Raw genomic sequence first — 23,389 nt, 5'->3', positions numbered from 1 at the left:
TTACTAGACAAATAAAAAGGGGTTCCCTATACCACGGTTCACACAGGTATAGAGGACCCTCTTTTTATAGCATTGCTATTTGGATGCTTCGCTGTTGCTTGTCAGAGGCTGCAAGGGTACGGTTGTCTCTGCTTCCGGGTCGTCCGTTGTATAGTAGAACATATAGATAGAAGCTTCCTTCCCTTTGAAGTTCTTGTAGACATCCACTGCCTTGTTATTGCCGTCTCCGGCAAAATTGGCTGTGATCGGCTTGCCAATGATCCGTTCTTTACCCAGGCCAATATGCGTCTGGTTAATCCCTCCAAACCGAGCATCTTCGCTCTCTGTTTCCACAAACAAATCTGCCCCTTGTTTGTAGTAAGTCCACTTCACAGGATAGCCACCGATTTGCGTGGTTAGCGTCTGCTTCTGGTCCGAAATATCAGTTAAACGCTGGGGCGTTTTGTCATCCGAATGGATCGTGACTTTATATTTGCCTGTAAAAGTAATAGGAGTGTCCTTGGTAATCACAAGATGGGACGGTCGTTCAAAACGGATCGTATTCAGATCGTGCTCCTGATCAGGTGAAGACCAACGGCTACCCTCTAACGTTGTGCCGTTCACAGAAAGAAAGTACTTTTGATAAGGTAACATGGCGAATTTCTTTTCGCTTCTGATCGTGACACGGATTTGTGTAGGTGTGACAATCATTTGTTCTAATGTAAAATTCGGATTGCCGTTCTCCAACGGGGTATTCAGCACACTTTTAATCGTCCCGCTTTCCATTTTCTTCTTGCTTAGCTGTAGATCAAAGTTTATGGGTTCATGTATACTTTTCTCAGTTTGCGCATATTGCAGTTTGAAAGCAGTCTGTCCTTCTGGTATATCTGCTTTAGAAAAATACTGCTGTGCTGTATACTCCCCGTTATCTCCGGGTTTGCCAAAAGTCCCCCCAGGCTGCGACATCACAGGCTTGTTGCCTTTGTAAGCAACGATTTGTGGATTGTCCCATTTCTTGGGTATGGAGGAATCGAAGGTGATTGCCGAGGACAGCATCAGCTTATCCTTCCCTTGTTGAAATACCTGTACCTTCATATCTTGTAAGCCGTTACGATCCAGCTTGAATGTCTGCATCTGAGGCGATGTGACATCGAGCGGCAATTCCAGTTCCTGAACGCTGGTGAGCTCTATATGATCTACGGTCAGCCGCATGTTCTCTGTTTCTTGCTGCGGTGTCCAGTCACTTTCAAAGTATCCGTTGTACCGTTGATTTTTCGGGTCCCATTGCTGAAAGTTATATTCCCCTGCACTGCTTTCCCCCGCAGCACCTTTTAGCGATACACCTTTGACATTCCAAAACTCGTTGTCTGCCCGTTTTCCGACCTCCAAGCTGTACAGAATCACGGTCCGGTTCTCATCGACAATAGCGGTATGCAGCGTCAGCTTCACTCCGTCTCTGGTTACGGATTGCTCCAAGGGCTGTCCAAGGTCTTGATTTAGTGCCGTCTGAATGCCGCTTCTTCCGTGCAGCAGATTGCCCCAATTATAATGGATGGCGGCATAGACGGGAACGGCAACGAGAAGCGCACTCAGAGAGGCGGCGATAGCTATTTTGCGCCAATTTCTATGTCGGTGCGGAGTGAATGAATCGAAAGTGTCGGTTAGCGTAGGGGCAGTATGCCCTGTCTGTTCCATCCGGTTCCACATCTCATCGAAGTCAGGATAGGCCATTTCCGAATCATTATTTAACTTGCGCTTCAATGCCTTTTCTACGTTGTTCATAGTTCTCTCCTTCCATCTCGGGAATTTCTACACCTGCATCCCGCAGTATTTGCTCCAATAACTTTAGCCCTTTATGAGTCCTCGATTTGACGGTTCCCAGCGGAATTTCCAGCAGTTTTGATATTTCTGCCAGTGTGAAATCATGCATATAGCGGAGGGTCAGCACAGCGCGGATTTTGGCTGGAAGGCGATTCATATAAACGATCCATTCTTCTGTCGATTCGCGTTCTTCCACCAGCTTGTCTACAGGCTTACCTTCCGCCCCGCTAAATAAATAGGGATTAGCCGATACTTTCAAATGCAGGCTTTTCCGGCGTTTAAGGTAATTCAGACAATGATTGACCGTAATTTTCATAATCCAGGCTTTTAGTTGTTCGATCTGTTCACGATTGCTGCGAAACAGGGTGATAAACACTTCCTGCGTTAAATCCTCTGCATCCGATGCGTTATGTACCATGTAGTAGCAGGTTCGGTATACATCTCGTTGATACAAATCAAACAACTCTCGATTACTCTCCAATGATGTGCTCTCCTTTCTTGTGCAGTTTATCTATATAACAACTGAGGCCCTCATAAGGTTCATTTGGTTGCGAAAAGTAAACCGTCTGATTCGATATATTTTGTTTTTCTTCAAATGTATCACACGAAAAAAGAAGCCTGTAAATCTCAAAAGTTCAGATTTACAAGCTTCTTATGTTTTGCAAAGCTAGACCCTACGGAATGAATATTTCCTCACGCAAAACCAGGTTAACAGATAGATTGCCGATATCTTTCTGCTTAGTCAGCCAGTCGTACAAGCGTTCTTCCTTGCGAGCGGGCTGCAAGGATGTCTTCGAGCGCGCTGGGCAGGTCGGCCAATCCGACTTCGCGCTCAACGAGCTGCTCTAGCTGTTCCGGCTTCCATTCGCTGCCAAGTCGCTTCCAGATCGCTACACGGGTGTCGTATGGGCAGAAGACAGAGTCTATGCCCAGCAGACTTACGCCGCGCAAAATAAACGGCAGCACCGTCGTAGGCAGCTTGGTTCCTGCCGTCAGGCCGCTCACGGCAACGGAGCCGTTGTAGGCGATCTGGCTGAGCAGCGAAGCGAGCGGCTTTCCGCCTACAGGATCAACAGCCGCTTGCCAAAGCTGCTTGCTCAGCGGGCGGATGCTCTCCGCGCCGTCGTAGACCTCCTCGCGAGAAATAACCTCGGCTGCTCCGAGCGCCTTGAGGTAATCATGCGCATCGGCCTTGCCACTGCTGGCTACGACATGATAGCCTCTCTTGTTCAGCAAGGCAATAGCTGCCCCGCCTACGCCGCCCGTCGCTCCGGTGACAAGTACCTTCCCCTGCTCCGGAGTAACGCCGTTTTGCTCCAGCCGATATAACGACAGGGCCGCGGTGAATCCGGCTGTCCCGAAAATCATCGCCTCTCTCGGCGTGAGTCCGTCTGGAAGTGGAACCACCCAGTCCGCAGGCACGCGTGCATATTGGCTGAATCCTCCGAATTGAGACACACCCAGCCCGTATCCGGAAACGAGCACCGCTTGTCCTTCGCTAAAGCGGCTATCCTCCGAAGAGACGACGGTTCCTGAGCAATCTATGCCTGGTACGAACGGATAGGATTTGACGATATTGCCATCCTTGCGGGCAGCAAGCCCATCTTTATAGTTGATGCTGGAATAAGCGACACGAATCAATACTTCTCCAGCAGGTAAACTGCTAGCTTCCAGAGAACGCACCTCTGCTTGAACTTCACCGTCCTGCGTCTGATCGACGACAAGGGCTTGAAATGATTGAGTCATCTGTAAAAGCCTCCTTTATTACCTTTTAACCCTATGAATGTCCTATATATTCCCTCTTTAATTCGCGAATTATGCTTAGGAAGCGTACAACAATTTTCACAACCTGTCAGCGGCAATGCTCACAGGCTCGTATTCTATTATACTCTTTAGCTCATAATTGCGTCGATAAGCCCAGATTTGCCGGTATATTCTTGTAATATCCTGTTTCAATAAAGTTCGATAATCAATTATAAAGAGGGTGATAAATGAATTCTTACGCATTTTGCAAATCATTTTACGTAAACGGGATGTATTTTCAGAATGACTATGCTAACATACCTTTTGATTGTTAAATAAATCTATGAAGAAAGGTGAATGAATGACAACCAGAGCACTAAAAAATGGTTCGGTATTGTCCGAAGCCAAGGAACTGAATTTGTTCCGTTTGACATGGCCTATTTTCCTTGAATTATTCCTGTTTATGTTAATGGGAAGCGTCGATACATTCATGCTCAGCTCTGTATCTGATAATGCAGTGTCGGGTGTGGGCGCGTCCAATCAAATTATTTCAATCGCTATCCTTGTACTGGAGGTTATCGGCAACGGCGCTGCTATCGTCGTAGCTCAATATATCGGTTCTAAGAAACTAGTCGAAGCGGCCCAGGTTACAGGTACGGCCATTACGTTGAATTTGATGGTAGGTCTTTTGCTAAGCGTAATTTTTCTTGTGTTTGGTACGCATATGTTGCAATGGTTGAATGTCCAGGGGGACATTCTTACGTATGCGGAATCCTATATGAGCATCGTCGGGGGGGCTATTTTCCTTCAGGCATTGATTAACGCGCTGGCGGCGACCATTCGTACGCACGGTTTTACCAAAGAAACGATGTATGTATCGGTTTTTATGAACGTGATCCACGTGGTCGGCAACTATGTTTTGATTTTGGGGCATTGGGGAATGCCAGCACTCGGTGTAGAAGGTGCTGCTATTTCTACAGTAGGTAGCCGCTTTATTTGTCTCTTGATCTTCTTCTGGCTGATGTACCGGGTCACTGAGGTTCGTGTCGAGTGGAAATATTACGTTCACTTGTCCAAAAAGTTTATCTCTAAAATATTGCGTATTGGTGTACCATCCGCGCTGGAGTCTATCATGTATCAGTCGTGTCAGCTCATATTCACACTGTATGTGACCTATCTGGGCGCAGAAGCGATGGCGACACGTCAATATGCCAATAATATTTCGAGCTATATTTATTTGTTCAGTATGGCCGTCGGTATGGGAACGGCTATCGTAGTGGGAAGGCTCGTGGGAGCCAGAGAGAAGGATACGGCTTATAAACGTGTATTGAACAGTGTGAAATGGGCGCTACTCGTGACTGTGATTATTGATGCGGTGGTTATCTTTTTCCGTGTACCTTTGCTCGGTTTATTTACAGAGAACCCTGAAATCATTCGTTTGGGAGCGCAAGTCATTTTACTTAGCATTCTGCTAGAAACTGGCCGGACGACGAATATCGTCATTATTAACTCGTTGCGTGCTGCTGGAGATGCCAAGTTCCCGGTTTTTATGGGACTAATCTCTATGGTCTGTATGAGCTTGCCGCTGGGTTATCTGCTGGTGTTCAAGCTGGATATGGGGCTCGCCGGTGTGTGGCTGGCGATTGCTGCTGATGAATGGACTCGTGCTGTCATCATGTATGCCCGCTGGAAAAGCCGGTTATGGGAAAAGCATGCGCTGATCGAGCACGATACACCAGATCAGTCTGCAACGCCTGTTCCAGCACACTGATCCGAGTAGTATTTAGGGCCAACTGGAACCTAGCTTTTCGATAGAGTTGTATACGTGGAGGCAGTTCAAGAGAACATCTTGAACTGCCTCTTTTGCTGCCGGGAGAACCATCCTTTTATACAGTGGCACGATAGGCAATTTTGAAGTTCAACTTATATCATAATGGCTTTCATAAATAGAAGTCTGGTAAATTTACTAAAAAAAAGATATACTTTTGTTGCACTAACGCAGTACATGAAAGACAAGGAGTGTACCGATGAAGAAGCCGACGATTGAAGATGTTGCCCAGAAGGCAGGAGTGTCTAAAAGCACTGTCTCGCAATTTCTGAACAAACGATATAAATATATGAGCGACCAGACAAGGGACCGGATTGCCGAAGTTATTCAAGAGCTGAATTATCAGCCTAACGGGCTGGCCCGCAGCTTGAAGCAGAACCGGACGTTTATGGTGGGAGTCATTGTAGCCAACATTGATTATACGCTGTCGATCCAGTCTATCCGTGCGATTGAGGAGGAATTGCAGCTTTTCGGCATTCAGGTGATCATTTGCAACGCCGATGAAAACCCCGACAAGGAAGGCCAGTATATTGAGATGCTCAAGGCCCGTCAAGTGGACGGCTTAATTATCTTCCCGACAGGCAAGCATGCAGACATTTACAATCAGCTCATTCGTGAAAAGTATCCATTGGTGTTTTTGGACCGCTTGGTGGACGGTGTCAATACACGTAGCCTGCTGTTGGATAACGAAATGGCGATTAAGCTGGCGATTCAGGAACTTGTGGCTCACAAGCATGAGCGAATTGCGCTGATTACCTTGCCCCTTGGCTTGAATCGGATTACTCCACGAGTGGAGCGGCTCAGCGGATACAAGAAGGCGTTGGAAGAGCATGGCATGCCATTTCGAGAAGAATATATGCACAGCGTGCCGAGAGAAGAAATCCAGCAGACGCTGAAGGAGCTTTTCCAACTGCCTGAGCCGCCGACTGCGCTGTTGGCCGGGAATGATATCGTGTTGGCTGAGGTGTTGAAGTATGTGAATGCCCGCCGTATACGCATTCCGGCAGAGCTGTCCATTATCGGAATTGACGATGCGGAGTTTGCCCATATTTACAATCCGCCGATTACGACCATTACGCAACCGATTGCGGATATGGGGAAGCAGGCGGCAAAAACGCTGCTGTCCAGTATTGAGGAAGGCGGCGAATCGGTTCCGATTATTTACCGATTTGTGCCGGATATCAATCGGGGAGAATCCGTCAAAACGCTGTAGACGAGCATCATGTCTTATATTATAAAATAGCCCGTATTCCTTTGTACGACCTGAGTATGCGTATGCTGCTCAGGTCACACAAATGCGAATACGGGCTATTGGAAGTTAAGCCGACTTTGGATGCGGCCTTTGTTGAGCTTGCGCTCATAGCAGTGAAGGTTACGCGGGGGATGATCCCGGACTAATTTGTGCTGGCGCTGAGCAAAAAAGATTCCAGTTCGGCTCGCGTCGGATAGCCATCCATGTCTCCGGCTGACATGACAGCCAGCGCACCAAGTGCATTACCGCGTTTGACTGCCTCTGCCAGGGGCAAGCCTTCCAGTAGCGCGCTGATAACACCTGCGGCAAATCCGTCACCCGCACCGACGGTATCCACGACATGATCTACGCGGAAGCGTTTGACATATCCCTCAGCATCTGCGGATTTGTAATATGCGCCTTCGGTTCCCAGCTTGATGATGACCAGTGAGGTACCACGGTCAAGGTAGAACGAAGCAATATCCTCGGGCGAAGTATAGCCCGTCAATATTTTACCTTCATGAATCCCCGGTAGAAGCCAGTCGCATCCCTCAGATGCTTCGTTAATCGCCTCCACCATCGTTTGTGTGTCAGGCCATAATTTGGGTCTTAGGTTAGGGTCGAAGGATACAGTTTTGCCTGCCTTCTTCATGAATTGCCGCGCATGTCGTGCGAATTCGCGGCATTCAGCGGAGAGGGCAACGGAAATACCTGTAAAATGCAGATGGCGAGCCCCGGCAAAGTAAGCTTCGTTAAAATCAGCGATGCTCAGTGTGGAAGCGGCGGAATGCTTGCGGAAGTATTCCACCTCGGGGTCCCCACTTATAACTTTGGATTTAATCAGCATCCCGGTAGAGTGGTCTTTGGTAAACATGACATTCTGGGTGTCGATTCCTTCCTGACGTAGCGCATCGGCAATGAACTTGCCGAACGTATCCTCGCCGAGTTTGGTTACGAGTCCGGCACGTAGCCCCAAACGCGACAAACCTGCCGAAACATTCGTCTCTGCCCCGGCCAACGCTTTGGTGAATGAACGCACCTCATCCAGAGAGCCTGCTTCATTGGCGTAAAACATGGCCATCGGTTCTCCGAAGGTAACAGCATCCAATGTTGCGGTCATTTGAATTCCTCCTTGTGTTTAGTAAACTTAATCTGTAAGCGCATGCACCAACTGAATAAATTGAAATTATCACATAAATCGGTTTTTCACAATGATGAAGTTGATATATTTGCTAAAAACTTTTTGGGTAATATAGATAAAAAAAATGTGGTTTTGTTTATCAAAAGGTAAAAAACGTGTGAAACTTCGTGTGTATTAAGGGTTTTTCTAGGAAAATCGAAGTTTTAGGTTGACACCCCCTTAGATAATTATTACAATTCTAGCTAAGAAGTAGAGTTAGAAACCGCTTTTACAACAATTCCGTTGATAAAAAAGTTTATCTAAACAGGAGGAATGTTTTTATGGAAATGCGTTATTCAACTCATCCCGAACATGCCAAACATTTTACGACTGAAGAGTTGCGTCAGCACTATCTAATCCAGGAACTGTTTGTACCTGAGGAGGTAAAGCTGGTCTATACGCATGAAGATCGTGTCATTATCGGGGGCATTTATCCCGTGAATAAATCTGTTGCACTGGAAGGTAACGATCAAATCAAAGCGGAAACTTTCCTGGAGCGCCGCGAACTGGGCATTTTTAATGTTGGGGGTAGCGGTACGGTCAAGGTGGACGGTGAAACTTACGAGCTGGCCACAAAAGACTGTCTCTACGTAGGTAAAGGTGGCAAGGAGTTGATCTTTGAAAGCGATTCCAGTGAAAAGCCTGCGAAATTTTATATTGTTTCAGCTTTGGCTCATACCACGTATCCGACGACGAAGCAGTCTTTTGCCGATGTACCTTCTGAAAGTCTGGGTTCGCAGGAATCAGCCAACAACCGTACGTTGCGTCGCTTTATCCATGATGAAGGCATTCAAAGTTGCCAATTGGTTATGGGGATGACGACGTTGGAAAACGGCAGTGTATGGAACTCTATGCCAACACATGTTCATGACCGTCGTATGGAAGTATATTTCTACTTTGAACTGGATGAGAACGCGAGAATGTTCCACCTAATGGGTGAACCAAATGAAACGCGCCATCTGGTGATGAAGAATGATGAAGCCGTTATTTCTCCACCTTGGTCTATTCACTGCGGTGCGGCTACGGGTAGCTATACCTTCATTTGGGGCATGGCCGGTGAAAATAAAACATACAAAGACATGGATCAGGTTGCCATGAGCGAGTTGCGTTAATCCGATCAGTGTATTGAAGCGTAAACCTGCAAGCGGCTGAGGTACATGGTCATCCCATTCGTGGAAAGGATCAGGAACATGACGAAAAAGAAAGTTTTGGAACATATCACTTCGGTAGGTGTCGTCGCAGTCATTCGAGGAAACACGGCGGAGGAAGCGTATCTCATGTCTAAAGCCTGCATTGAAGGCGGCTTGGATAATATTGAGCTTACATTTACGACGCCAGATGCGGATCAGGTCATTCGAAGATTGAAAGATGAATTTAAGGATCGGGCAGTGATTGGTGCAGGAACGGTACTGGAATCACTGACGGCGAGAATTGCTATTCTGGCCGGAGCAGAGTTTGTCGTGAGTCCTTCTTTTGAAGAAGAAACAGCGAAGCTATGCAATTTGTACGCGATTCCTTATATGCCTGGCTGTATGACGCTGAATGAGATCAAGGAAGCCATGAAATTGGGTAGCGATGTCGTGAAGTTGTTCCCAGGCAGTGCAATGGGGGCGGACTTTGTGAAGGCCGTTAGAGGTCCAATGCCTCATGTACAGATTATGCCAACGGGTGGTGTTGATCTGGATAATATGGAAACCTGGCTGCGTAACGGATGTGTAGCTGTGGGAATTGGGGGTAATTTGACGGCTCCAGCCAAGGAAGGTCGCTACGACTTGATCACAGAAAATGCAGCACGTTATGTAGCTAAATATAAAGAAGTACGCGCAGCGCTGTAGGCTTCAGGAAATATAGGTTTTTATACTAATTTGTGATGGAGGCGTAGACATGGGTCTGGACCATTTTTCATTGGATTTTTTCAGTCTAAAAGGTAAAACGGCGATTGTAACAGGAGGCAACACTGGTTTGGGTCAAGGGTATTCCGTAGCTTTGGCCAAAGCGGGTGCAGACCTGTTCATTGTAGCTAACAATGATGAGTATGAAGAAACAAGACGTTTGCTGGAGCCAACGGGTGTGAAGGTTGCCTTTTATCAGGCAGATCTGACAGAGAAAGAATCCATTAAAAAAATTGTAGAAGAATGCGTCAATGAATTCGGTAAAATTGATATCCTTGTAAACAATGCAGGTACGATTCGTCGCGCCCCTCTGCTGGAGTATAAAGATGAGGATTGGGACGCTGTCATGGAGATTAACCTGAATGCCGTATATCATCTGAGCCAGGAAGTGGCAAAGGTGATGGTAGAGCAAAAAAGCGGGAAGATTATCAATGTCGCTTCTATGCTTGCTTTTCAGGGCGGCAAATTCGTTCCGCCGTATACAGCGAGCAAGCATGCGGTAGCTGGTTTGACCAAGGCATTTGCGAACGAGCTGGCAGTTCATAACGTTCAGATTAATGCGATTGCGCCGGGTTATATTGCTACGGCAAATACAGCTCCAATCCGTGCGGATGAAAATCGCAATCAAGAAATCCTGTCGCGTATTCCTGCGGGTCGTTGGGGCGATCCGTCTGATTTGATGGGAGTTGTGGTTTTCCTCGCCAGTCAGGGTTCCGACTATATGAACGGTCATATCTTGGCGGTGGACGGCGGCTGGCTGGTACGTTAAGCAGCGCTGGTCGCATCGAAGTTTATGAACTGGAAGCTGCCTCAAAAGGAAACTATCCTTTCAGGCAGCTTTTATTTTTTCAATGAAGCTATATGCTGAACTTGAAGACTTGGGGCGCTGTGTCGATCCGTCCTATGCATATGGCACGAATGCCTTTATAATTTAATGAGATAAAAATTGCTAGGCTCCAGCCGTACACTTGGTTGGAGCCTTTGAGCATAACACAGATAGATTGGAGAATGGAGAGATGAGTTCACAGCAACACCAACGAGCTTTGGTATACAAATCTTTGTGGCATGCCGGTCCTTGGGTGCTTGCCGTAGGGATCATTCTGGTAGGTGCCAATCTGCGCGCCTCGATTACCTCGGTAGGACCTCTTATCGGTTTGATTAAGGATTCTTTGCATATTTCGAATACACTGAGTGGCCTATTAACGACATTGCCGCTGCTGGCTTTTGCCCTGTTGTCGCCTTTTGTAGCCAAACTGTCGCGCCGCTTCGGATCGCCTCTTATTATTTTTGCAGCTTTGCTGCTGTTGACCGCAGGTATTGTAGTGCGCTCAACGTTAGGGGTTACTGCATTATTTGTCGGGACCGCCATGCTGGGACTGGCTATTGCCGTGTGTAATGTGTTGCTGCCCAGCTTGATCAAAGAGGAGTTTCCTCGCAACAGCGGACTGATGACCGGCGTATACTCAGTATCCATGAATGTGGTCGCAGCAACCGCATCTGGCCTGAGTATACCGCTGGCTATAAATGGAGGTATGGGCTGGCGAGGTGCCTTGGGAATATGGGCGATTGTGGGTGTCGTAGGTATTTTACTCTGGGTGCCCCAGCTCCTTAAGGCTCGCAAAACAGCTAATAAAGCAGCAGTATCTGCCCAAACCGTGAATGTGTATAAATCGTCTTTGGCCTGGAAGGTGACGCTGTTTATGGGGCTGCAATCTGCCTTGTTCTATGTTCCTGCCGCCTGGTTTCCTGAAATGATGAGCGGACAGGGAATGGATTCAGAAACTGCGGGCTGGATGCTGTCTGTGATGCAGTTTGCGCAAATGCCATTTACTTTTATTGTGCCTATTTGGGCGGCGCGAGTGAAGGATCAGCGGGTATTGGTTCTGATTATGGCTGCGCTGTATTTTATCGGTCTGGGTGGATTTCTGCTTGGGGCTACACAGTGGAGCGTGATTTGGGTCATATGTATCGGTATAGCGGGTGGTTTTGCTTTCCCGTTAGTGATGATGTTCTTCAATTTGCGGACGCGGACACCGCAGCAGGCAGCAGAGTTGTCGGGTATGGCGCAATCCTTTGGGTATTTGCTGGCAGCGACCGGGCCGACACTGTTCGGTTATTTGCATGATGCGACACAAGGCTGGACCATTCCGCTGTTGCTGCTTTTGTGCCTGAGTGTTCTGCTTATGTTTATAGGGCTGGGTGCAGCCAAGAAACGATATGTCGGAGGCGAGGTGGATGATCAGGCTACAATTTGATGCAGATGGCTACAGTGTGGTTTGTAATGCAGATCGTGTTATGTTGTTGGCTAAAGAATTTGCGCTGTTGCGCTTTCTGTACGATAACCGGAACCAGGTGTTCACCCGTGAACAACTGCTGGATCGGGTGTGGCCGCTGGAGTATCCGGTGGAGCGTACGGTAGATGATCATATCTACAGATTGCGCAAAAAACTTAAGTCATGGGATGGTCTCCGTATTCATACGGTCAGAGGGTATGGCTACAGCTTGACCTTGACTGACGTGCAGCCACAGAATCATCCGTCCTTGCACGATCAGGAGGTGCAAGACGCCGTACATGGACTATTCCGCAAATACCAGCTGTTGGGGCAGGGAAATTCCATCGTAGCGCTGGCTGCCCAGCAGGAGCAGATGGGTTTTGAATTGTCTGTCTTTTATCAAATGTATACCCGTTTTGTACAGGCGGATGTGCCTTGGTTCTTGGAACGGGAGGACTTTGCTCCCGCAGATCGATTGTATTGGATGCTACTGCTATATATGTGCACAGCAGGGGTGACGGATGAGGGGCTTGTCCTATGTGAGCGTGCGCTTTCCAGTGGATTGCTATCTGAAGCGCAGGAGCGGGAATTGCGTATTCTCAACATTCTGGAGGCTTATGTAGAGAACGGACAACCTGAACACGCCCAGGAAGGTCTGCCACTGACCATGATGGTCATGGAACGGGATAATCTCGATAATTTTGTGATGCCTGTTGCGCTGATGGAGATGTATATGCATCTGGTTGCCAATCATATGGAAAAGGCTGCCGAACTGTCTGATCGTCTGGAATGCATGCTGTCGGAGGCCCCGTTTTTGCGCGAGCTGGGCCGTTATCGCATGATGCGCGGGCTTATGCTGTTGCGTACTGGAGATGTGGATAACGCCGAGCGGCTCATGGATGAGGGATTGGATACCCTTGATATGGCTAAACAGGAATTACTAAAAATCAAAGCGGTATGTCAAATTCGCTCGTTCCTGAAGCTTTGCGGTTCCTATCCAGCGCTGGAAGAGAAGTATGCCGCTCAATATGATCAGCTTGACCGGGACAACAGTTTAACACTGCATCGTTCGGCGCTAAGGCGCTGGCTGGAGCAGACAATCTCAATGGCCTGATTTTTTAGCTGTCTGACTTTCCTCTGATATAGACCCGCTAGAATGTTCTTATTGCTAAAAAAAGCTGAAAATGAGAGCAGGGTGAGTAGATAATGAAGGAAAAGAAAGAACTGCAATCCGCGCCTAGCATTTGGCGCAATGGCCGTTTTCGGCGGATGTTTGCGGCACACACGGCTGCTTCCTTTGGCGATTGGTTTGATGCTATCGCCATTCAGGTGCTTGTTGCCTACCGCTGGGAAGCTGACCCTATGCTGATTGCGCTGATTCCGGTAGTGATGGCGCTACCGGGTCTGCTGCTCGGTTCTATCGCGGGCACGTTAGCTGACCGGGTACACAAGGCCCGGCTGATGATCGTCTGCGATGCAGCTATTGCCTTATTGACGCTGGCCATTCTCGCCGTCCCAGGTCCGGTGTGGCTGCTGCCTTTGCTCGGTCTACGCGCGGCGGCTGGCGTATTTCAAATGCCTTCACAGCAAGGCTTGACCCGCACGGTAGTCGCCAGCGACGACCTGTTTCGGGCGACCTCGCTGAATGGGTTGGTCAATCAGGCCTCCAAAGTGGCAGGGCCATTACTGGGCGCTATGACCTTGACTGTGTTGTCTCCCCAGGCATGCATTATTCTCAATGCATTGCTGCGCCTCTGTTCCGGACTGCTGCTGTGGCCGCTGCGCGGAATCGGTCCGGCGCTGGTCAGCGCAGACCAACAAGCTGTTGCAGCCGAGCAGCAAGGAAAGTCGGCTACGCATACAGCGCCTGAGGCTGATGAAGTCCAAATGCGGGAGGAGCATGTTCGCGCATCTCGTTTTTTCAACCAATGGCGTGAGGGCTGGGCGTTCTTATGGCGCAGTCGAATGCTTTTGCATACGCTCATATTCGGACTTTTCGGCTTAATCGCCATTCTCATGATCGACTACCAGTTCCCTACATTGCTGCGAGTGCTCGCTCCGGGTAATGAATCGCTGCTTGGCTGGCTGGTTTCAGCCATTGGTGCTGGCGCCGTCGGTTGCATGCTTGCGCTTAATCGCTTGAATCGCATAAGCGCAGGCTGGGGGCTCGGTGGTGGATATGTGCTGGTTGGCGGAGCAATTGCTGCTTTAGGCTGGGCGCAGCCCGGAACAGGATGGCCAGTCCTACTTATGATCGGGGCTGTGCTGGGCGTGGGCAATGGCCTGTACATTATCACCCAGAACTATATATTACAAGCCAAAACCCCTGCCGATATGGTAGGACGCGTCTTCGGTATCCAAAGTACCGTGATTGGAGCAATCATGGTCGTTTCGCCGCTTGCCGGGGGAGTATTGATCCGAATAGCAGGGGCGGGAACGGCTTTTGTCTGGATCGGGATGACTGTTGGAATCTTGGGCTTGGCAGGCCTGCTGCTTCAATCCGTAATTTGGCGCGAGTCCCTCGCTGATTCTAGCCTGACTACGGAGCAAAATGCAGACCCTGCGTAGTCGAACTTGCGCAATAATTTGCTTTGATTTTCGTCATTCATATTTTTAGCAGGGGAGAGATCATGATGACTCAACAAACTTCAGCCTCAGAGCCTGTGGCACGGTTACTTGAAGGATCACGGGTGTACTTGCGTCCCGTTAACGTAGAGGACACCGAGCTATACTATAATACATTGTTCCATCAGGATGTGCGGAGGCTGACAGGCACACAACGAAGCTTTACCAAGGATCAAATTGCCCGTTATATTGAAGCTAAAGGACAGGATGCCTCAAGCTTGTTGCTGTTGATTGCGCTTCGCGAAGATGATCGTGTCATTGGGGATATAGCCCTGCAGGATATGGACAGCCTGAACCGCAGTGCTAACATCCGTATTGCGATCAATGAGCAGGGAAATCAGGGGAAAGGTTACGGCACTGAAGCGCTTGTACTCATGCTGGGTTACGGATTCGGTATCTGTAATCTGCATCGGATTGAGCTGAATGTATTTGATTTTAATGAACGTGCCATTCGTTGCTATGAAAAAGTAGGCTTTCAGCGCGAAGGTGTGCAGCGGGATGCTTTATTCTACAATTATGAATACCATGATTCGATCCTGATGAGTATGCTGGACCACGAATACCGCAACCGCTATGTGAAAAAAGCAGACAATTGATTCAACACGTTTACACGGGTTTGCAGAAGAGATAAAATTGCTTGTTTGCGCAAATATGACAGACAACATCAAATGAATATATGAATTTACTGAAGGAGCCTGTCACCAAGGCTCCTTTATGTCTTTTTTAGGGGAACCTGCTGCTGATGTTCATTGCTGGACTGGAGACGGATCTGGATCAACTTCGACGTAATTGGAAGCCTGCGGTAGCTGTGGCGGTTGGAGGCATTATTTTACCGCTAATTTGTGGTTTTGGTGTAGGGAAGCCTTTGGATTCTCGGTGCATGAAGGCTGGTTTCTAGGAATTTGGGTGCGCAGTGCTGGATGATGTGCTTGTCGTGGTGCTGCTAGCGGTAGTAATGAATATATTCGGTATGGGTGGAGAAACTTCGCTGGGACTTCTTGTTGGCAAAAGGCTAGTTTTCTTCGTCGTAGCTACGGATTAAATGTTTCCTTTGAGGGAGTAGGGCAGCAGCTCGGATTTGTTGTTGTTTTGACACTGATTGCGTTGGTGACGAAGTTAGTGGGAGGAGGCCTCGGCGCGCGGCTGACGGGCTTCAATAACCGTTCTTCCCTTGCGATTGGCTCCGGTATGATATCACGTGGCGAGGTCGCACTTATTATTGCAGCTACCGGTCTACAGTCGGGTCTGTTGGCACAGCAATATTTTACATCCGTGATCATTGCCGTCATTTTGACAACGTTGGCTGCACCTCCAATTCTCAAGCTGTGTTTTAGCGATAAGAGGGAGACTTCCGCTCACGATACAGAAAAGAAGGCCAGCATTGATAAGTTGTAATGAGAGTATCAACAGGTCATAACAAAAAGACCCTTCGGGTTCAGTTTCTCATAGTGTGCATGGAAAGTCCGATTTTAGAGTAGAGCGGACTTTCCATGCAGCATGAGAACATGGGCGAAGGGTCTTTTTTATGCTAAATGTGCTGCAAGAATAGAGAAATTAGGACTCTGACACCACTGTGAAGCGTTGGTTCAGATGTTGTGGTTTTTCGATTTCGTCCACTACGGCAACCGCATAGTCCTCGTAGCTGACATAGCTTGCACCTTTGGAATTAACCAACAGCGTGTCTTTTCCTACTTGGTAAGAGCCTGTACGTTTACCCAGTGCAAATTCCGCAGAAGGGCTAATAAAGGTCCAGTTCAGGTCGCTGGTACCACGCAAAATTTCCAGGTTTTTTCCTTGGTTGTTGGCTGTTGGATATACGAAATCAGGGAAGCCAGGAGCGTCTTTTACCAAAAGTGTTTGGGATTCGTCAATGAACAAGCTGCCTGCACCACCTACGACAATCAGGCGAGTACCGGATACATTACGCAGGGCTTCGATCAGTACGTTACCTGCATCGACATGCAGATGCTCTTGTCCGAGTGGAGCGGCAAATGCATTAACGACTACGTCAAAACCTTTCAGATCATCTGTTTTCAGATCAAAAACGTCTTTTTGTACCACAGTAGCACGACTTTCTGTTACTTTAGACGAGTCACGGACGATGGCGGTTACTTCATGCCCTCTGTCTAATGCTTCTTTTACGATATTATTTCCTGCTTTACCGGTTGCACCAATAACTGCAATTTTCATAATAGATAGCCTCCTATAGATATGATGTGGATGATTCATTCGTTTGATCGTAAGTGTACTCAGTGCATTTACGAACTTAAATATGTAACTATTATAGTTACAACATAAAATAAAAGTCAAGCTCTTCTGCTGGGCAAACTAAAGTCCTCCGATTGGAAGGAGAGGAACTCGTTTAAATATATAAAGTGAAACTGAATGAGCAAACTTAAGCCATATTGGATATATGTAGACCACAGATAAGAAAGGAAGAGTGAATCGATATGAGTAAAAAAGTACAGCTTGAACCCGCAGCACAGAAATTTGCAGACGATAATGCCAAGCCTCCGTTTCTATATGATTTGGGTCCTGAAAAAGGACGTGAAACGGTCAATGAGGTTCAATCCGGCCCAGCAGACAAACCTGCCGCAGATGTAGAAGATCTAACCATTCCAGGCGGGCCTGGCGGTGAGGTGAAGGTCAGAATTGTTCGCCCACAACAGGTGACAAGCGATCTCCCGGTCATTGTATATATTCACGGAGCAGGCTGGGTATTCGGTAATGCTCATACGCATGATCGCCTGATTCGTGAATTGGCAGTCGGCTCACAGGCAGCAGTTGTATTTCCAGAATACAGCTTGTCCCCTGAAGCTAAATATCCGACGGCGATTGAGGAAATTTACGCGGTCGTTCAATGGGTGGCACAGCACGGACGCGAGCATGGGCTGAAGCCCGATACGCTGACGGTAGCCGGAGACAGTGTGGGCGGTAATATGACGGCGGCCGTAACGCTGCTGGCCAAAGAACGTAGCGGCCCTACCATTCGCCAGCAGTTGCTGTTCTATCCAGTGACGGATGCTTCCTTTGACACAGAATCATATCATGAGTTCGCCACAGGATATTTCCTGAGCCGCGAAGGAATGCAATGGTTTTGGGATCAATATACGACGGATCCCAACGAACGAGCGCAGATCACGGCGTCCCCATTACGTGCCACCACAGAACAGCTCGAAGGGCTACCACGTGCGCTGGTCATTACAGGTGAGGCCGATGTGCTGCGCGATGAAGGCGAGGCCTATGCGGACAAGCTACGTGAAGCGGGGGTGGATGTGACCGCTGCACGCTTTCAGGGCATCATCCACGACTTTGTGATGCTGAACCCATTGTCTGAAACCGCGGCCAAGCGCGGTGCGATCATGCTCGCTACCTCATGGCTGCGCCAAGGGTTTGAGGGCTAGTACACTATAGAGCATTTTAAGGGTGCCGTCGTGTGATTTGATCCAGTTCTTTGAATGATTAGGCTGTCTTCTTCCTGCTGACATCTATTGCAGGGAAGGCAGCCTTTATACATATCTGCAATGAAACCGCTTCACGTTCATCGAACAGAGTGATAATATAAAATTTGAACGAGTTTGACCGACATTCAGCCTAAGGGGGATATCCATGCCATTTCAGGGACAACGCATTTTACCTGCAGCTAAGCATATGAAGCAGCTGGAGGGTATTTTAGACAGCTCTTATGAGTATGCGGTTTTTCTGGATACGCATGTAGCGCAGCTGCGCAACCTGTACCAGATGGCTAGAAGTCGCAGCAAGCAAATGCTCCTGCATGCCGATCTGGTGCAAGGCTTGAAGAATGACGAGTATGCGGCTGAATATTTGTGTCAGGAAATTAAGCCATTTGGGATTATTTCGACCCGGTCCGGGGTGATCGCAACTGCTAAAAAGAAAGGAATTCTTGCTGTACAGCGGGTGTTCCTGCTCGATACGATTGCACTGGAAAAAAGCTACGCGCTGGTAGAAAAAACGCGTCCGGATTATATTGAGGTGCTGCCCGGTGTTGTTCCACCGATGATTAAGGAGGTCAGCGAACGCACTGGCATTCCTATTTTGGCAGGCGGACTTATTCGCACCCCTGAGGATGTGGAAGCAGCGTTGGCCGCGGGAGCTACAGCAGTTACGACCTCCAATAAACAGCTGTTCGAACACTATAAGCAATAGCTTTTATTTGTATCAAGTGGGTAACCATACATAATAAGCAAGGAGGCTGGGAAACGATGGAGCAATACATTCTTGCCTTAGATCAGGGCACAACCAGTTCGCGGGCCATCTTGTTTGATCGGCAGGGAACAGTGGTATACAAGGCACAACGGGAGTTCCCACAGTATTTTCCCCAGCCCGGGTGGGTAGAGCAAAACGCCAATGAAATATGGAGCTCTATTTTGGCCGTCATCGCCTCCTGCTTGTCAGAATCAGGTGTGAAAGACAGCCAAATTGCCGGGATTGGTATTACGAATCAACGGGAAACCGTAGTAGTGTGGGATAAACATACGGGTCTGCCTGTATATCATGCACTGGTATGGCAGTCACGGCAAACAGCCGGGATCTGCGAGGAATTGAAAAGCCGTGGATTTGATCATATTTTTCATAGCAAAACGGGACTACTCATTGATCCCTACTTTTCTGGCACCAAGGTCAAATGGATACTCGACAACGTCGAAGGGGCACGAGCTCAAGCGGAGCGTGGGGATTTGCTGTTTGGTACGATTGATACCTGGCTAATCTGGAGATTGTCTGGTGGTAAAGCACATGTAACAGACTACTCCAATGCGGCCCGCACACTCATGTACAACATTTATGAGCTAAAATGGGATGAGGAGCTGCTGGATATTCTCGGCGTTCCTGCGTCTATGCTACCAGAGGTGAAATCATCTTCTGAGATATATGCGCATACGGTGGATTATCACTTTTTCGGACAGGAAATCCCTATTGCCGGAGCGGCAGGCGATCAACAAGCCGCTCTGTTCGGTCAGGGATGCTTTGACAAAGGTATGATTAAAAATACATACGGTACGGGATGCTTTATGCTGATGAATACCGGAGATGAACCCTGTGACTCGGAACATGGACTGATTACGACCATTGCATGGGGGCTGAATGGTCAGGTGAAGTATGCGCTGGAGGGCAGCATTTTTGTAGCCGGATCTGCTATTCAGTGGCTGCGTGATGGGTTGCGTATGTTCCGCGAAGCCAAAGATAGTGAAGCGTATGCGGCGCGTGTGACCTCCACAGAAGGGGTATATTTTGTCCCGGCCTTTGTGGGTCTGGGCAGCCCGTATTGGGATAGTGACGTGCGCGGTGCGACATTTGGTTTGACGCGGGGAACGACCAAGGAGCATTTTATACGAGCGGTACTGGAATCGCTGGCCTACCAGACTAAAGATGTCCTAACTGCCATGGCGAGCGATTCAGGTGCACCTGTGCGTTCATTGCGTGTAGATGGAGGTGCAGTGATGAACGAGTTCCTGATGCAGTTCCAGAGCGATATTCTCGATCTGCCAGTAGAACGACCTGCTGTGAACGAGACAACTGCACTCGGTGCGGCGTATTTAGCAGGACTGGCAGTTGGGTTCTGGAGCAGTTTGGATGAGGTCCGGGGGTATGCGCAAAGTGATCATACCTTTACTCCGTCCATGAGTGAAGACGTGCGGGCTGATCTTTATGGTGGCTGGAAAAAGGCAGTTCATGCCGCAATGGCGTTCAAGTAGCAGGCAGATTTCCCTTTTCATAGCGTATCGTGTGTGCTACGATATAGATAAGTTAATACTCGTCAGGAGACTTGGAGAGACCATGAACCGCTCGGCATCCGCCGCAGCGATGTTCGTGGTCTTTTTTTGTACCTTATGATGATTCGGTTGGCAGATTGCATCGTGAATATATACAAAGCTGGAGGGATACATGATGGGAGAACAGGGATTTGCTGCGCAGGAGAGAACCGCTGTCTTGGAACGTATGGGACATGAGCATTTTGATATATTAATCATTGGCGGCGGCATTACAGGGGCGGGTATTGCGCTGGATGCGGCGGATCGTGGTTTGAAGACAGCACTGGTGGAGATGCAGGATTTCGCAGCAGGTACGTCCAGCCGCTCGACCAAGCTAGTGCATGGGGGTCTTCGCTATTTGAAGCAGTTGGAAGTTAAGATGGTAGCCGAGGTCGGAAAGGAGCGGGCAATCGTATTCGAAAATGGCCCACATGTGACCATACCGGAGCGTATGCTGCTTCCTTTTCACAAGGGCGGCACGTTTAACGCATTCACCACCTCTGTCGGGCTGCTGGTATATGATTTCCTTGCCGGTGTTAAGCGTAGTGAGCGCCGTCGTATGCTGGACATCCAGGCTACACTAGAGCGCGAGCCTTTGCTGAAGCGTGATGGACTGAAGGGAAGCGGCAGCTATGTGGAGTATCGTACAGATGACGCTCGCCTGACGATTGAGGTCATGAAGGAGGCTGTTACACGAGGGGCGCTGGCGGTGAACTATGCCAAGGCTGACAAGCTGCTGTATGACGAAGGACGAATAAGCGGTGCAAGCGTAACGGACCGGGTAACGGGAAAACCATACGAAATTCGAGCTTCGCTGGTTATTAATGCAGCTGGACCATGGGTAGACACGCTGCGGGAAATGGATCGCTCCAAGGAGGGTAAGGTGCTACGCCTGACGAAAGGTATTCACCTAGTGTTCGATGCTGAGCGCTTTCCGCTCAAACAGGCAGTGTACTTCGATACACCGGATGGACGCATGGTATTTGCCATCCCGCGTGATGGAAAAACTTATGCAGGTACGACTGACACGGTGTATGAGGGGGATACGGCGCATCCCCGGATGACCGTCGAAGATCGGGCGTATGTGCTTCAAGCGATCAACGGAATGTTCCCGGATGTGAAGCTGACTGTTACGGATGTAGAATCCAGTTGGGCAGGGGTACGGCCGCTCATTTATGAAGACGGTAAAAGCCCTTCAGAAATTTCACGTAAGGACGAAATTTGGGAATCCCGTTCAGGTCTGATCACGATTGCAGGCGGCAAGCTGACGGGCTACCGGAAAATGTCCGAACTCGTCGTGGATCGTGCGGTACGGGAGCTGGGGCGCTTGCATGGGCAGAGCTTCCGGGCATGCCGCACCAGACACATCCCGATTTCGGGTGGCAGCGTAGGCGGCTCGGCGGGCTGGGACGCGTACGTAGGTAAGCAAACCGCAGCAGGTGTTGCACTCGGCCTGTCGCCGGATATAGCTAGAGCATGGGCTACCCGCTATGGCTCTAACACAGAGCGGCTGTTTGCGATAGCGGCACGCAGCATGAAGGAGACTACCGAGAAGGAAGCGGCACTGCCTGTGGAAGTGCGTGTCCCGCTCCTGTATGCGATGGAACAGGAAATGACGGTGACACCGTCTGATTTTTTCATACGCCGAACTGGGGCGCTGTTCTTTCAGATTGACGAGGTGAAGCGCTGGAAACAGCCTGCCATCGCATGGATGTCCGAACATGTAGGCTGGAGCGCCGCGCAAGAACGACAATATACGGCTGAGCTGGATGCTTACCTGTATGAAGCTGTAACGCCTTTAGAGGTAGAGGTGAAACAAGGTGACGTTAAAGCCATCTAATAGGAACGAGGATGCGTATCCTTTACCGCTCCGCTTCTCTACCATCGTTTCGTTCTCACCACTGCTTTATGTGGAAAAGGGGCCTACAAAACAAAAACAGCGATTCTCTTGTTATTGGAGAATCGCTGCTTTTTTTGTATGCAGATTGTTTACAGCATCAAGTGGAACAGGAACGGGGCGGCTGCCAAGGTAAAGAGAGCGGCGAGCACCATCGAGATGCTGGATATCGTCCCCGTCAGCAAACTGAACTCGAATGCTTTGGAAGTGCCCGTACCATGAGCACCGGTACCGAGCAGTACCCCACGGGAGACTTCATTTTCGATACGGAACAGTTTTACAATCACTGGACCGATAATAAGACCGCTCAATCCGGTCAGAATAACGAATACAGCTGTGACCGTCGGATTGCCGCCAATCGTTTGCGATACATTCATCGCAATGGGTGTCGTAATGGAGCGAGGAATCAGGCTGCTCAGCAGCGAAGAATTCAGGTGCATCCACTTGGCAAGCGCCATGGAGGACAACACGGCTACAACAGATCCAGACAGCACGCTAAGCACGATTTGGGTAGCGTGTTTTTTTAACACTGGGAAATATCGGTACAAAGGGACAGCAAATGCAATCGTAGCTGGCTGTAGCAGCATGGACAGCAAGTGGGCGCCCGAATTATAAGAACGGTAATTCACACCCGTCAGCGTCAAAATCAAAATGATAACAACAGGTGTAATGAGCAATGGAGACAAATACACCTTGGGCAGTGTGCGGTACATGCGTTTGGCCATCCAGTAAATAGCGAGTGTCAATACAATACATAGAAGACCGATCATGATGATTTATGCTCCTTTCGTTTACCAAGCAGACTGGCGACCATACCTGTGCAGGCCATCACCAGAAAGGTGCCGAGCAACACGACCAGCATAATGCTCATACCATCGTGTTCCAGCATCGGCCAATAATTCATGACGCCGACAGCGGAGGGAATAAAGAATAATAGCAGCTCGGCCAGCAACCAGTTTGCGCCAACTTCAATCCAGCTTAGCCGGACCAAGCCGGTTTGCAGCAGAATAAAAAGGATTAGCATACCAATGATACTACCGGGTATAGGCAGGTGGAGCCAGGAGACTACCGCGTTCAGGATGAGCGAAAAGGCCATCAGGACGGCGATCTGGAGGACACCGCGTATGAAGCTTTTCATATATAATGACT

The 23,389-nt window shown here is 48.9% G+C and carries 20 protein-coding genes and 1 pseudogene; 14 read left to right on the top strand and 7 right to left on the bottom strand.

The genetic code is table 11. The features are described from left to right. Positions 1 to 75 precede the first annotated feature (75 nt). The 3 genes from MKY75_RS23720 to MKY75_RS23710 all read right to left on the bottom strand — a co-directional run bounded on the left by MKY75_RS23720 (position 76) and on the right by MKY75_RS23710 (position 3,546). Complete coding sequence (locus MKY75_RS23720; protein ID WP_340886741.1) at positions 76 to 1,761, bottom strand: DUF4179 domain-containing protein; 1,686 nt, start codon at positions 1,759 to 1,761, stop codon at positions 76 to 78. Further along, positions 1,721 to 2,281 carry an RNA polymerase sigma factor gene (locus MKY75_RS23715; RefSeq protein WP_029518671.1) on the bottom strand — a complete coding sequence of 187 codons (561 nt, stop codon included), beginning with the start codon at positions 2,279 to 2,281 and terminating at the stop codon, positions 1,721 to 1,723. The genes MKY75_RS23720 and MKY75_RS23715 overlap by 41 nt, the downstream gene beginning before the upstream one ends. Positions 2,282 to 2,538: 257 nt before the next feature. After that, positions 2,539 to 3,546, bottom strand: a complete 1,008-nt coding sequence (locus MKY75_RS23710; protein ID WP_029518670.1) for an acrylyl-CoA reductase family protein — start codon at positions 3,544 to 3,546, stop codon at positions 2,539 to 2,541. A gap of 358 nt (positions 3,547 to 3,904) precedes the next feature. Between MKY75_RS23710 and MKY75_RS23705 the strand changes: the two genes are divergently transcribed. Both MKY75_RS23705 and MKY75_RS23700 read left to right on the top strand, forming a co-directional pair. Beyond that, on the top strand, positions 3,905 to 5,314 hold the full coding sequence (locus MKY75_RS23705) for an MATE family efflux transporter (RefSeq protein WP_029518669.1): 1,410 nt from the start codon (positions 3,905 to 3,907) through the stop codon (positions 5,312 to 5,314). A gap of 256 nt (positions 5,315 to 5,570) precedes the next feature. After that, positions 5,571 to 6,584 carry a LacI family DNA-binding transcriptional regulator gene (locus MKY75_RS23700; protein ID WP_029518668.1) on the top strand — a complete coding sequence of 338 codons (1,014 nt, stop codon included), beginning with the start codon at positions 5,571 to 5,573 and terminating at the stop codon, positions 6,582 to 6,584. A gap of 181 nt (positions 6,585 to 6,765) precedes the next feature. Here MKY75_RS23700 and MKY75_RS23695 read toward each other — a convergent pair whose 3' ends face one another. Next, positions 6,766 to 7,722, bottom strand: a complete 957-nt coding sequence (locus MKY75_RS23695; protein WP_039271772.1) for a sugar kinase — start codon at positions 7,720 to 7,722, stop codon at positions 6,766 to 6,768. Positions 7,723 to 8,063: 341 nt separating this feature from the next. Between MKY75_RS23695 and kduI the strand changes: the two genes are divergently transcribed. From kduI to MKY75_RS23655, 8 genes and pseudogenes are all read left to right on the top strand, one after another. Next, entirely contained in the window at positions 8,064 to 8,894 is an 831-nt protein-coding gene (gene kduI, locus MKY75_RS23690; RefSeq protein ID WP_209947685.1) for a 5-dehydro-4-deoxy-D-glucuronate isomerase, read from the top strand. A 78-nt stretch (positions 8,895 to 8,972) separates the two neighbouring features. Continuing rightward, complete coding sequence (locus MKY75_RS23685; RefSeq protein WP_029518665.1) at positions 8,973 to 9,617, top strand: bifunctional 2-keto-4-hydroxyglutarate aldolase/2-keto-3-deoxy-6-phosphogluconate aldolase; 645 nt, start codon at positions 8,973 to 8,975, stop codon at positions 9,615 to 9,617. 49 nt (positions 9,618 to 9,666) lie between these two features. Then, positions 9,667 to 10,443, top strand: a complete 777-nt coding sequence (gene kduD / locus MKY75_RS23680) for a 2-dehydro-3-deoxy-D-gluconate 5-dehydrogenase KduD (protein ID WP_069010990.1) — start codon at positions 9,667 to 9,669, stop codon at positions 10,441 to 10,443. A 247-nt stretch (positions 10,444 to 10,690) separates the two neighbouring features. Continuing rightward, complete coding sequence (locus MKY75_RS23675) at positions 10,691 to 11,929, top strand: CynX/NimT family MFS transporter (RefSeq protein WP_039271770.1); 1,239 nt, start codon at positions 10,691 to 10,693, stop codon at positions 11,927 to 11,929. Further along, positions 11,910 to 13,061 carry a winged helix-turn-helix domain-containing protein gene (locus MKY75_RS23670; RefSeq protein ID WP_165145895.1) on the top strand — a complete coding sequence of 384 codons (1,152 nt, stop codon included), beginning with the start codon at positions 11,910 to 11,912 and terminating at the stop codon, positions 13,059 to 13,061. The genes MKY75_RS23675 and MKY75_RS23670 overlap by 20 nt, the downstream gene beginning before the upstream one ends. Before the next feature lie 92 nt (positions 13,062 to 13,153). Beyond that, the gene (locus MKY75_RS23665) at positions 13,154 to 14,515 is read left to right on the top strand and encodes an MFS transporter (RefSeq protein WP_165145898.1); all 1,362 of its coding nucleotides are present in this window, start codon (positions 13,154 to 13,156) and stop codon (positions 14,513 to 14,515) included. A 62-nt stretch (positions 14,516 to 14,577) separates the two neighbouring features. Further along, on the top strand, positions 14,578 to 15,168 hold the full coding sequence (locus tag MKY75_RS23660; protein WP_165145901.1) for a GNAT family N-acetyltransferase: 591 nt from the start codon (positions 14,578 to 14,580) through the stop codon (positions 15,166 to 15,168). Between the two features lie 131 nt (positions 15,169 to 15,299). Further along, positions 15,300 to 15,967 (top strand): annotated as a pseudogene (locus MKY75_RS23655) (cation:proton antiporter); the annotation flags it as partial. Between the two features lie 159 nt (positions 15,968 to 16,126). Here the strand turns inward: MKY75_RS23655 and MKY75_RS23650 are convergent. Continuing rightward, complete coding sequence (locus MKY75_RS23650; protein ID WP_340886738.1) at positions 16,127 to 16,762, bottom strand: NAD(P)-dependent oxidoreductase; 636 nt, start codon at positions 16,760 to 16,762, stop codon at positions 16,127 to 16,129. Between the two features lie 260 nt (positions 16,763 to 17,022). Between MKY75_RS23650 and MKY75_RS23645 the strand changes: the two genes are divergently transcribed. The 4 genes from MKY75_RS23645 to MKY75_RS23630 all read left to right on the top strand — a co-directional run bounded on the left by MKY75_RS23645 (position 17,023) and on the right by MKY75_RS23630 (position 22,183). Continuing rightward, positions 17,023 to 17,976, top strand: coding sequence for an alpha/beta hydrolase (locus MKY75_RS23645; protein ID WP_029518657.1), 954 nt, complete (start codon positions 17,023 to 17,025; stop codon positions 17,974 to 17,976). A gap of 205 nt (positions 17,977 to 18,181) precedes the next feature. Continuing rightward, a complete protein-coding gene (locus MKY75_RS23640) occupies positions 18,182 to 18,739 on the top strand; it encodes a glycerol-3-phosphate responsive antiterminator (RefSeq protein ID WP_023990856.1) in 558 nt (185 codons plus the stop codon). Between the two features lie 56 nt (positions 18,740 to 18,795). Beyond that, positions 18,796 to 20,286, top strand: coding sequence for a glycerol kinase GlpK (gene glpK / locus MKY75_RS23635; protein WP_340886736.1), 1,491 nt, complete (start codon positions 18,796 to 18,798; stop codon positions 20,284 to 20,286). A 193-nt stretch (positions 20,287 to 20,479) separates the two neighbouring features. Further along, positions 20,480 to 22,183: a glycerol-3-phosphate dehydrogenase/oxidase gene (locus MKY75_RS23630; RefSeq protein WP_340887121.1), complete on the top strand. Its 1,704-nt coding sequence runs from the start codon at positions 20,480 to 20,482 to the stop codon at positions 22,181 to 22,183. A gap of 149 nt (positions 22,184 to 22,332) precedes the next feature. Here MKY75_RS23630 and MKY75_RS23625 read toward each other — a convergent pair whose 3' ends face one another. Further along, entirely contained in the window at positions 22,333 to 23,010 is a 678-nt protein-coding gene (locus MKY75_RS23625) for a CidB/LrgB family autolysis modulator (protein WP_029518653.1), read from the bottom strand. Continuing rightward, positions 23,007 to 23,378: a CidA/LrgA family protein gene (locus MKY75_RS23620; protein ID WP_029518652.1), complete on the bottom strand. Its 372-nt coding sequence runs from the start codon at positions 23,376 to 23,378 to the stop codon at positions 23,007 to 23,009. Before MKY75_RS23620 ends, MKY75_RS23625 begins: the two co-directional genes overlap by 4 nt. Positions 23,379 to 23,389: the final 11 nt, after the last annotated feature.

The sequence above is a fragment of the Paenibacillus sp. FSL L8-0663 genome, from assembly GCF_038008125.1.
GTDB classification, from domain to species: domain Bacteria; phylum Bacillota; class Bacilli; order Paenibacillales; family Paenibacillaceae; genus Paenibacillus; species Paenibacillus polymyxa_D.
Note: the sequence above shows the minus strand (reverse complement) of the source record. Positions and strands in the feature narration are given on the sequence as shown.

Coding starts and splice junctions, on each gene's coding strand:
- MKY75_RS23720 (WP_340886741.1), bottom strand. CDS start 1,761: ATGAACAACGTAGAAAAGGCATTGAAGCGCAAGTTAAATAATGATTCG.
- MKY75_RS23710 (WP_029518670.1), bottom strand. CDS start 3,546: ATGACTCAATCATTTCAAGCCCTTGTCGTCGATCAGACGCAGGACGGT.
- MKY75_RS23705 (WP_029518669.1), top strand. CDS start 3,905: ATGACAACCAGAGCACTAAAAAATGGTTCGGTATTGTCCGAAGCCAAG.
- MKY75_RS23700 (WP_029518668.1), top strand. CDS start 5,571: ATGAAGAAGCCGACGATTGAAGATGTTGCCCAGAAGGCAGGAGTGTCT.
- MKY75_RS23695 (WP_039271772.1), bottom strand. CDS start 7,722: ATGACCGCAACATTGGATGCTGTTACCTTCGGAGAACCGATGGCCATG.
- kduI (WP_209947685.1), top strand. CDS start 8,064: ATGGAAATGCGTTATTCAACTCATCCCGAACATGCCAAACATTTTACG.
- MKY75_RS23685 (WP_029518665.1), top strand. CDS start 8,973: ATGACGAAAAAGAAAGTTTTGGAACATATCACTTCGGTAGGTGTCGTC.
- kduD (WP_069010990.1), top strand. CDS start 9,667: ATGGGTCTGGACCATTTTTCATTGGATTTTTTCAGTCTAAAAGGTAAA.
- MKY75_RS23675 (WP_039271770.1), top strand. CDS start 10,691: ATGAGTTCACAGCAACACCAACGAGCTTTGGTATACAAATCTTTGTGG.
- MKY75_RS23670 (WP_165145895.1), top strand. CDS start 11,910: ATGATCAGGCTACAATTTGATGCAGATGGCTACAGTGTGGTTTGTAAT.
- MKY75_RS23665 (WP_165145898.1), top strand. CDS start 13,154: ATGAAGGAAAAGAAAGAACTGCAATCCGCGCCTAGCATTTGGCGCAAT.
- MKY75_RS23660 (WP_165145901.1), top strand. CDS start 14,578: ATGATGACTCAACAAACTTCAGCCTCAGAGCCTGTGGCACGGTTACTT.
- MKY75_RS23650 (WP_340886738.1), bottom strand. CDS start 16,762: ATGAAAATTGCAGTTATTGGTGCAACCGGTAAAGCAGGAAATAATATC.
- MKY75_RS23645 (WP_029518657.1), top strand. CDS start 17,023: ATGAGTAAAAAAGTACAGCTTGAACCCGCAGCACAGAAATTTGCAGAC.
- MKY75_RS23640 (WP_023990856.1), top strand. CDS start 18,182: ATGCCATTTCAGGGACAACGCATTTTACCTGCAGCTAAGCATATGAAG.
- glpK (WP_340886736.1), top strand. CDS start 18,796: ATGGAGCAATACATTCTTGCCTTAGATCAGGGCACAACCAGTTCGCGG.
- MKY75_RS23630 (WP_340887121.1), top strand. CDS start 20,480: ATGGGAGAACAGGGATTTGCTGCGCAGGAGAGAACCGCTGTCTTGGAA.
- MKY75_RS23625 (WP_029518653.1), bottom strand. CDS start 23,010: ATGATCGGTCTTCTATGTATTGTATTGACACTCGCTATTTACTGGATG.
- MKY75_RS23620 (WP_029518652.1), bottom strand. CDS start 23,378: ATGAAAAGCTTCATACGCGGTGTCCTCCAGATCGCCGTCCTGATGGCC.